The 8407-nt window shown below is 69.8% G+C and carries 6 protein-coding genes; all 6 read right to left on the minus strand.

What is annotated here, in order from left to right; all coding sequences use genetic code 11:
- Positions 1–124 precede the first annotated feature (124 nt).
- The 6 genes from ispG to HY68_RS02060 all read right to left on the minus strand — a co-directional run bounded on the left by ispG (position 125) and on the right by HY68_RS02060 (position 8185).
- Positions 125–1279, minus strand: a complete 1155-nt coding sequence (ispG, locus tag HY68_RS02035; protein ID WP_041983814.1) for a flavodoxin-dependent (E)-4-hydroxy-3-methylbut-2-enyl-diphosphate synthase — start codon at positions 1277–1279, stop codon at positions 125–127.
- A 181-nt stretch (positions 1280–1460) separates the two neighbouring features.
- On the minus strand, positions 1461–2762 hold the full coding sequence (locus HY68_RS02040; RefSeq protein ID WP_041983817.1) for a site-2 protease family protein: 1302 nt from the start codon (positions 2760–2762) through the stop codon (positions 1461–1463).
- Positions 2759–4012: a 1-deoxy-D-xylulose-5-phosphate reductoisomerase gene (gene dxr, locus HY68_RS02045; RefSeq protein WP_041983819.1), complete on the minus strand. Its 1254-nt coding sequence runs from the start codon at positions 4010–4012 to the stop codon at positions 2759–2761. The genes HY68_RS02040 and dxr overlap by 4 nt, the downstream gene beginning before the upstream one ends.
- Before the next feature lie 48 nt (positions 4013–4060).
- The gene (locus HY68_RS02050) at positions 4061–4552 is read right to left on the minus strand and encodes an amino acid transporter (RefSeq protein WP_198533192.1); all 492 of its coding nucleotides are present in this window, start codon (positions 4550–4552) and stop codon (positions 4061–4063) included.
- A 105-nt stretch (positions 4553–4657) separates the two neighbouring features.
- On the minus strand, positions 4658–6613 hold the full coding sequence (locus HY68_RS02055) for an acyl-CoA dehydrogenase family protein (RefSeq protein WP_041983823.1): 1956 nt from the start codon (positions 6611–6613) through the stop codon (positions 4658–4660).
- Positions 6614–6739: 126 nt separating this feature from the next.
- A complete protein-coding gene (locus HY68_RS02060) occupies positions 6740–8185 on the minus strand; it encodes an aldehyde dehydrogenase family protein (protein ID WP_041983826.1) in 1446 nt (481 codons plus the stop codon).
- Positions 8186–8407: the final 222 nt, after the last annotated feature.

Raw genomic sequence — 8407 nt, forward strand, 5'->3', positions numbered from 1 at the left:
TGTGGTTCGTACGACCGGTGGAAAACCCGATTCGGCTGACGGCGACCTCCGTGGCACCACCAGGCTCAACGCGGCACCGCAAGCTCAACGCGGCACCGCAGGGTCGGCGTGGCACCCGGCAGGGTCAGCTGACAGCGACCTCGGGCTGGCCGGAGGCGATGCCGTCCTTCTCCATCTGCTCGGCGATCTTCATGGCCTCGTCGATCAGGGTCTCCACGATCTTCGACTCGGGGACGGTCTTGACGACCTCGCCCTTCACGAAGATCTGGCCCTTGCCGTTGCCCGACGCCACACCCAGGTCGGCCTCGCGCGCCTCGCCCGGACCGTTCACCACACAGCCCATGACCGCGACGCGCAGCGGCACCTCCATGCCCTCAAGTCCCGCCGACACCTCGTCCGCGAGCTTGTACACGTCCACCTGCGCCCGGCCGCACGAGGGGCAGGACACGATCTCCAGCCGGCGCTGCTTCAGGTTGAGCGACTCCAGGATCTGCAGCCCGACCTTGACCTCTTCGGCCGGCGGGGCGGACAGCGAGACGCGGATCGTGTCCCCGATGCCCTCCGAGAGCAACGCACCGAACGCCACGGCCGACTTGATGGTCCCCTGGAAGGCCGGGCCCGCCTCCGTCACACCGAGGTGCAGCGGGTAGTCGCACTGCTCGGCGAGCTGACGGTAGGCATTCACCATCACCACCGGGTCGTTGTGCTTCACCGAGATCTTGATGTCCCGGAAGCCGTGCTCCTCGAACAGCGACGCCTCCCACAGCGCCGACTCCACCAGGGCCTCCGGCGTCGCCTTGCCGTACTTCTTCAGCAGCCGCGCGTCCAGCGAGCCCGCGTTGACGCCGATCCGGATCGGCGTCCGGGTCTCCAGCGCGGCCTTCGCGATCTCCCGCACCTTGTCGTCGAACTGCTTGATGTTCCCGGGGTTGACCCGGACCGCCGCACAGCCCGCGTCGATCGCCGCGAAGACGTATTTCGGCTGGAAGTGAATGTCAGCGATCACCGGGATCTGCGACTTCCGCGCGATCGTCGCCAGCGCGTCCGCGTCGTCCTGCGTCGGGCACGCCACTCGGACGATCTGACACCCCGACGCCGTCAGCTCGGCGATCTGCTGGAGCGTCGCGCCGATGTCCGACGTACGCGTCGTGGTCATCGACTGGACCGACACCGGTGCGTCCCCGCCGACCGCCACCGAGCCGACCTGGATCTGGCGGCTGACCCTGCGTTCGGCGAGCTTCGTGGGAACGGACGGCATTCCGAGTGAAATTGCAGTCATCTGGTGTGCAACCCCAAGGTGTGGATCGAGGTCCCGAGATCGGCGGGCTCCAGCCCCCGAGATTACGCCACCGCGCGTCGAACGGGCACACCGCTACGAAGAGTCCACTCAAAAGTAAGCGGCCGGACACAAAAAGTGTCCGGCCGCTGCAAAACGGGAAGATTACCCCGAATCGAATGATTCAGCTGATCTTTACCGGGTTGACCACGTCGGCGATGAAGACGAGCGCCGTGAAGCAGATGAACAGCCCCGCCACCACATAGGCGACCGGCATGAGCTTCGCCACGTCGAAGGGGCCCGGGTCGGGCCGGCTGAAGACCCGCGCCACGTTGCGCCGCAGCGCCTCCCACAGCGCCCCCGCGATGTGCCCGCCGTCGAGCGGCAGCAGCGGCAGCATGTTGAAGAGGAACAGCGAGAGGTTGAACCCGGCGAGCAGGAACAGCAGCATCGCGATCTGGCTCTGCGCCGGCACGTGCAGCGTCATCACCTCGCCGCCGATCCTGGCGGCGCCGACCACGCCGACCGGCGAGTCCGCCTTGCGCTCACCGCCGTCGAAGGCCGCGCGCCACAGCGCGGGGATCTCGGACGGCAGGTCGACGATCCGCTTGGCACTGTCCTCGATCATGGTGCCCATGCGGTCGACGGACTGCGAGAAGGTCAGCGGGACGATCTTGGTGGAGGCGGCGAAGCCGAGGTAGCCGGCGGGTACGTACTTGTCCTGCACGACATCGCCGTTGGAGTCCTTCTTCAGGACGGTGTTGCTGAGCAGCTTGGCGTGCAGCACCTGCTCCGAGCCGTCGCGCTGGACGGTGATGGTGGCGGGGCCGATCGTCTTGCGGATCAGGTCGGAGAGCGTGCTCCAGTCCGCGACCTTCCGGCCGTTGAAGGCGACGATCTTGTCGCCCTGCTTCAGTCCCGCGGCCTTGGCCGGCGAGACCGGGTCGCCCTTCTCACAGGTCTGGCGCTTCGCGCTCTGTGAGATGACGCACTGCTGGACGGCGGCGACGTCGGTGGTCTGCGTCTGGAAGCCGTACGACATCGCCACGCCGAGGAAGATCGCGACGGCGAGGATCAGGTTCATGAACGGCCCTGCGAACATCACGATGACGCGCTTCCAGGGCTTGCGCGTGTAGAACAGCCGCTTCTCGTCACCGGGCTGCAGCTCCTCGAACGCGGCGGAGCGCGCGTCCTCGACCATGCTGCGCCAGGGCGAGGTGGACCGGGACTCGATCCGGCCGTCGGCGCCCGGCGGGAACATCCCGATCATGCGGATGTAGCCGCCGAGCGGGATCGCCTTGATCCCGTACTCCGTGTCGTTCTTCCTCTTCGACCAGATCGTCGGCCCGAATCCCACCATGTACTGGGGCACCCGGATGCCGAACATCTTGGCCGTCGAGAGATGGCCCATCTCGTGGAAGGCGATGGAGAAGAGCAGCCCCACGGCGAAAATGACTATGCCAAGGACCGTCAACAGGATCGTCATGCGCGAGCCTCCGCTGTTGCCTTCACTGCCAGTTCCCGGGCCCGGGCCCGTGCCCAGGTCTCAGCTTCCAGGACGTCACCGACAGTGAGCGGGGTTCCCTTGCCGGGGCTCCCGTGCTCGGCGACGACTTCGGTGACGGTATCCATGATGCCGTTGAACGGCAGCCGACCCGACAGGAACGCGTCCACACACTCCTCGTTGGCGGCGTTGAACACGGCGGGAGCCGTGCCGCCCAGCGCTCCGACGTGCCGGGCGAGTCCCACGGAGGGGAACGCCTCGGTGTCGAGCGGGAAGAACTCCCAGGACGACGCCTTGGTCCAGTCGAAGGCGGGCGCAGCGTCCGGCACCCGCTCCGGCCAGCCGAGTCCGATGGCGATCGGGCCGTGCATGTCGGGCGGTGTGGCCTGCGCGAGGGTCGAGCCGTCGCTGAACTCCACCATCGAGTGAACGTACGACTGGGGGTGTACGACGACCTCGATCCGTTCGAAAGGGATGTCGTACAGCAAATGGGCCTCGATCACTTCGAGGCCCTTGTTGACGAGGGTCGCCGAGTTGATCGTGATGACGGGGCCCATGGCCCAGGTGGGGTGGGCGAGGGCGTCCTCGCGGGTGACGTCGTCGAGTTCGGCGCGGGTACGGCCGCGGAAGGGGCCGCCGGAGGCGGTGACGATGAGCTTGCGCACATCGGCGCGGGTGCCGGCGGCCAGCGCCTGGAACAGCGCGGCGTGCTCGGAGTCGACCGGGATGATCTGCCCGGGCGCGGCGGCGGCCTTGACCAGCGGACCGCCGACGATCAGCGACTCCTTGTTGGCGAGGGCGAGGGTGCGGCCGGCTTCGAGGGCGGCGAGGGTCGGCGCGAGGCCGATGGAACCGGTGATGCCGTTCAGCACGGTGTGACAGTCGGAGGCGGCCAGTTCGGTGGCCGCCTCGGGCCCCGCGAGGATCTCGGGAAGCGCCTCGCCGGGCCCGTACTCGGCCCGCAGCGCCTCCCGGAGCACGGGAACCGTGTCCGGGCGCGCCACGGCGACCGTGCGCACCCGCAGCTGCCGCGCCTGCTCGGCGAGCAGGGCCACCCTGCCGCCGGCGGCGGACAGCGCGGTGACCCGGAAACGGTCGGGATTGCGCAGGATCAGGTCGATGGCCTGGGTACCGATGGACCCGGTGGAGCCGAGGACGACGATGTCCCGGCGGCCTTCGGCCGGATCGAAGGCGAGGTGGGGGTCCGCGAGAGGGGCTGGGCTGTCGCTCATGGACCCCATTCTTGCCCCATCAACTGTGTCCGGGGACAGCGCGCCCGGTCAGAAGTGGGTCGCGACGCCGAATTTCGCCCGCAGCAGGGCCATGTCGTGCCGGTCGCGGCCGGCCGGTTCGTACCCCTGGTGGAAGTAGACCTGCTGCGCGGCGGAGAGACACGGGACGACGGCCCCGCCGATCGTGCCGGTGGTGAAGCAGTCCGCCGGATACCGGAAGGGCTCGGCGGGATCGGGGGACGACTGGGTCGCTGAGCCGTCGGGGGCGAAGACGAGCGGATGCAGATCGATCTCCCGCCCGTCCGGATGCGCGTACACGAACCGCACGGGCCGCGCGTCCAGCGTCTGCGCGAACCCGGCCCCGGCGAGCGCGGCCAGCAACGCGGGCTCCTGCTCCACCCGGTGCACGAGATCCAGATCCCGATGCCCCCGGCTCTGCTCCCCCACCAGGGCGTCCACACCCCAACCCCCCGCCGTCCACACCTCGGCACCGGCGCCCCGGATCAGCGCGAGCAGGGACAGCACGTCGTCGGCGGTCATCACGCGGAGCAGGTTATGCGGTCGTGCTCAGGGTCGTCACTGACACGCACGGCGCCCGCGCGGGAACGGATCCCGCGCGGGCGTCTGATCGGGTTGCCCGGGTGGCTACTTGATCGGGCGGTGGACGTTTTCGCGCTTGGAGGGGCCCGGGGTCGCGTCGGCGATCCAGGGGCCTTCGCCGCTCGCGTCGACGACGCCCTCCTCCAGCCAGGTGTACGTGCCGGACAGGACGCCGTCCACGACCTTGTGGTCGATGTCGTCCGTGTTGGACCACAGGCGGCCGAACAGCTCCTCGACGCGGATCCTGGACTGCCGGCAGAAGGCGTCGGCCAGTTGGTACGCCTCGCGGCCGTGGTCGCCGCTCGTGCGGAGCAGTTCGGCCCGTACGCAGGCGGCGCTCATCGCGAACAGTTCGGCGCCGATGTCGACGATCCGGCCGAGGAAGCCCTGCTTGGTCTCCATCCGGCCCTGCCAGCGCGACATGGCGTAGAAGGTGGAGCGGGCCAGCTTGCGGGAGCCGCGCTCCACGTAGCGCAGGTGCGCCGCCAGGTCGGGGTGGCCGGCGTGGTGGAACTCGCCGTACGAGTTGGGCAGTTGACCCGGGCCGGCGACCAGCTTCGGCAGCCAGCGGGCGTAGAACTTGCCCGCCTGCGCGCCCGCCTTCGCCTTGTCGGAGAGGGACTTGTCCGGGTCGATGATGTCGCCGGCCACCGCGAGGTGGGCGTCGACGGCCTCGCGGGCGATCAGCAGGTGCATGATCTCCGTCGAGCCTTCGAAGATGCGGTTGATCCGCATGTCGCGGAGCATCTGCTCGGCGGGCACGGGGCGTTCGCCGCGGGCCGCCAGCGAGTCGGCCGTCTCGAAGCCGCGGCCCCCGCGGATCTGGACCAGCTCGTCGGCCATCCGCCAGCCCATCTCGGAGCCGTACAGCTTGGCCAGGGCCGCCTCGATACGGATGTCGTTGCGGTTCTCGTCGGCCATCTGCGACGACAGGTCGACCACGGCCTCCAGCGCGAACGTCGTCGCCGCGATGAAGGAGATCTTCTCGCCCACCGCCTCGTGCTTGGCGACGGGCCTGCCCCACTGCTCACGCTCGGCGGACCACTCGCGGGCGATCTTCAGACACCACTTGCCCGAGCCGACGCACATCGCGGGCAGCGAGAGCCGCCCGGTGTTCAGCGTCGTCAGGGCGATCTTGAGACCGGCGCCCTCGGGGCCGATCCGGTTCGCCGCGGGGACCCGGACCTGGTGGAAGCGGGTCACGCCGTTCTCCAGGCCGCGCAGGCCCATGAACGCGTTGCGGTGCTCGACCGTGATGCCCGGCGAGTCGGCCTCGACGATGAACGCCGAGATACCGCCCTTGTGGCCCTCGGACTTCGGCACCCGCGCCATCACCACGAGCAGGTCGGCGACGACGCCGTTGGTCGTCCACAGCTTGACGCCGTCCAGCACGTAGTCGTCGCCGTCCGGGACGGCGGACGTCGCCAGCCTGGCCGGGTCCGAGCCGACGTCGGGCTCGGTCAGCAGGAAGGCCGAGATGTCCGTGCGCGCCAGCCTCGGCAGGAAGGCGTCCTTCTGTTCCTGGCTGCCGAACTGTTTGAGCGGCTGCGGTACGCCGATCGACTGATGCGCGGAGAGCAGCGCGCCGATCGCGGGGTTCGCCGAGCCGACCAGCGCCAGGGCCTTGTTGTAGTACACCTGGGTGAGACCGAGACCGCCGTACTTGGTGTCGATCTTCATGCCGAGCGCGCCGAGTTCCTTGAGGCCGTTGATGACCTCGTCCGGGATCTTGGCCTCGCGCTCGATGAGCGCGCCGTCGACCTTCTCCTCGCAGAACGTCCGCAGCTTGGCCAGGAACGCCTCACCGCGCCGTACGTCCTCCTGTGCGGGCATCGGGTGCGGATGGATGAGGTCGAGGCGGAAGCGGCCGAGGAACATCTCCTTGGCGAAGCTGGGCTTGCGCCAGCCCTGCTCACGGGCTTCCTCGGCGACCTGCCGTGCCTCACGCTCGGAGACCTTGGGCTGGCCCTGGGGTGCGGATGCGGTGGATGGGGCGGACATCAGAACTCACCTCGCCACGAAGTCGGGTGCGACACTGCGTACCGGCCGGTACTACTCGTCCGTATCTACCCGATTCCCCGCACCCGCACCAGTCGTGGGCCGACCAATCAATGCGGCCCGGCCGGGCTACAGGGCGAGGCCCGTCAATACCATGACCCGCTCGTACGTGTAGTCGTCCATCGCGAACCGCACGCCCTCGCGGCCGACGCCGGACATCTTGGCGCCGCCGTACGGCATCTGGTCCGCGCGGTACGAGGGGACGTCGCCGATGATCACGCCGCCGACCTCCAGGGTGCGGTGCGCGCGGAAGGCGGCCTGCACGTCGTGCGTGAACACGCCCGCCTGGAGGCCGTACTTCGAGTCGTTGACGGCGTCGAACGCCTCACTCTCGCCGTCGACGCGCCGCAGGGTCAGTACGGGCCCGAAGACCTCCTCGCAGGAGAGGGTCACGTCGCCGGGGACGTCGGCGAGCACGGTGGGCGCGTACGAGGCACCGTCCCGCTTGCCGCCGGCCAGCAGCCGCGCCCCGCCCCGTACGGCCTCGTCGACCCACGCCTCGACCCGCTTGGCCGCGTCCTCGCTGACGAGCGGGCCCACGTCGGTGGCGTCGTCGGCGGGGTCACCGGTGACCTGCGCCCCGACCGCGGCGACGATCTTCGGCACGAGCCGGTCGTACACCGAGGCGTCGGCGATGACCCGCTGCACGGAGATGCAGGACTGGCCGCCCTGGTAGTTCGAGAACGTGGCGATCCGGCTCGCGGCCCAGTCCAGGTCCTGCTCGCTCGCGTAGTCGGCGAGGACGACGGCCGCGCCGTTGCCGCCGAGTTCGAGGGTGAGGTGCTTGCGCGGGACGGAGTCCATGATCGCGAAGCCGACCTTGTCGGAACCGGTGAACGAGATCACCGGCAGCCGCTCGTCCTGGACGAGCGCGGGCATCCGGTCGTTCGCCACGGGCAGCACCGACCAGGACCCGGCGGGCAGCTCGGTCTCGGCGAGCAGCTCCCCGATGAGCAGCCCGGACAGCGGGGTCGCCGGGGCGGGCTTGAGGATGATCGGCGACCCGACGGCGATGGCCGGGGCGATCTTGTGCGCGCACAGGTTGAGCGGGAAGTTGAACGGCGCGATGCCGAGGACGACGCCCTTGGGAAAACGCCGCGTCAGCGCGAGCCGCCCCGCGCCGCCGGCATCGGTGTCGAGGCGCTGCGCCTCACCCCCGTTGAACCGGCGGGCCTCCTCGGCGGCGAACCGGAACACGGACACGGCCCGCCCGACCTCGCCCCTGGCCCACTTCATGGGCTTGCCGTTCTCGTCGGAGATCAGCCGGGCGATCTCCTCGGTCCGCTCGACGAGCCGACGCGACACGTGGTCGAGGGCGGCGGCGCGTACGTGCGCGGGCGTGGCGGCGAACTCGCCGACCACCCCGTGCGCGGCGGCGACGGCCTCCTCGACCTGCGCGTCGGTCGGCACGGCGACGGTCCCGACGAGCCGGCCGTCCCAGGGGGAGGTGACGTCGAAGGTGTCCTGCCCGGTGGCCTGGCGGCCGGCGAGCCAGAAGGCGTGGGTGGAGGTCATGGCGAGTCCCGGCCCTTCAGAACGGTGGGGTGGAGCTGTCTCGCACCACGGTAGGGGGGAGGGGGTGGGAGGTCGTTTGTCCGGGGTGGAGTGGTGACGGTGAGGGGACGCGACGGTTTGTATGTGTGCCGGCGGATGTTGTCGGCGGGTGTGCCTGGGGCGTTGCCTGCGGCGCCGTTCCCCAGTCCCGCCCCTTCCCGAAACCGGGGGCAAGCCCCCGGA

The sequence above is a fragment of the Streptomyces sp. AcH 505 genome (assembly GCF_000818175.1).
GTDB lineage: Bacteria > Actinomycetota > Actinomycetes > Streptomycetales > Streptomycetaceae > Streptomyces.

Excerpts from the sequence above, each read along its gene's own strand:
- ispG (WP_041983814.1), bottom strand. The coding sequence starts at position 1,279 with ATGACTGCAATTTCACTCGGAATGCCGTCCGTTCCCACGAAGCTCGCC.
- HY68_RS02040 (WP_041983817.1), bottom strand. The coding sequence starts at position 2,762 with ATGACGATCCTGTTGACGGTCCTTGGCATAGTCATTTTCGCCGTGGGG.
- dxr (WP_041983819.1), bottom strand. The coding sequence starts at position 4,012 with ATGAGCGACAGCCCAGCCCCTCTCGCGGACCCCCACCTCGCCTTCGAT.
- HY68_RS02050 (WP_198533192.1), bottom strand. The coding sequence starts at position 4,552 with ATGACCGCCGACGACGTGCTGTCCCTGCTCGCGCTGATCCGGGGCGCC.
- HY68_RS02055 (WP_041983823.1), bottom strand. The coding sequence starts at position 6,613 with ATGTCCGCCCCATCCACCGCATCCGCACCCCAGGGCCAGCCCAAGGTC.
- HY68_RS02060 (WP_041983826.1), bottom strand. The coding sequence starts at position 8,185 with ATGACCTCCACCCACGCCTTCTGGCTCGCCGGCCGCCAGGCCACCGGG.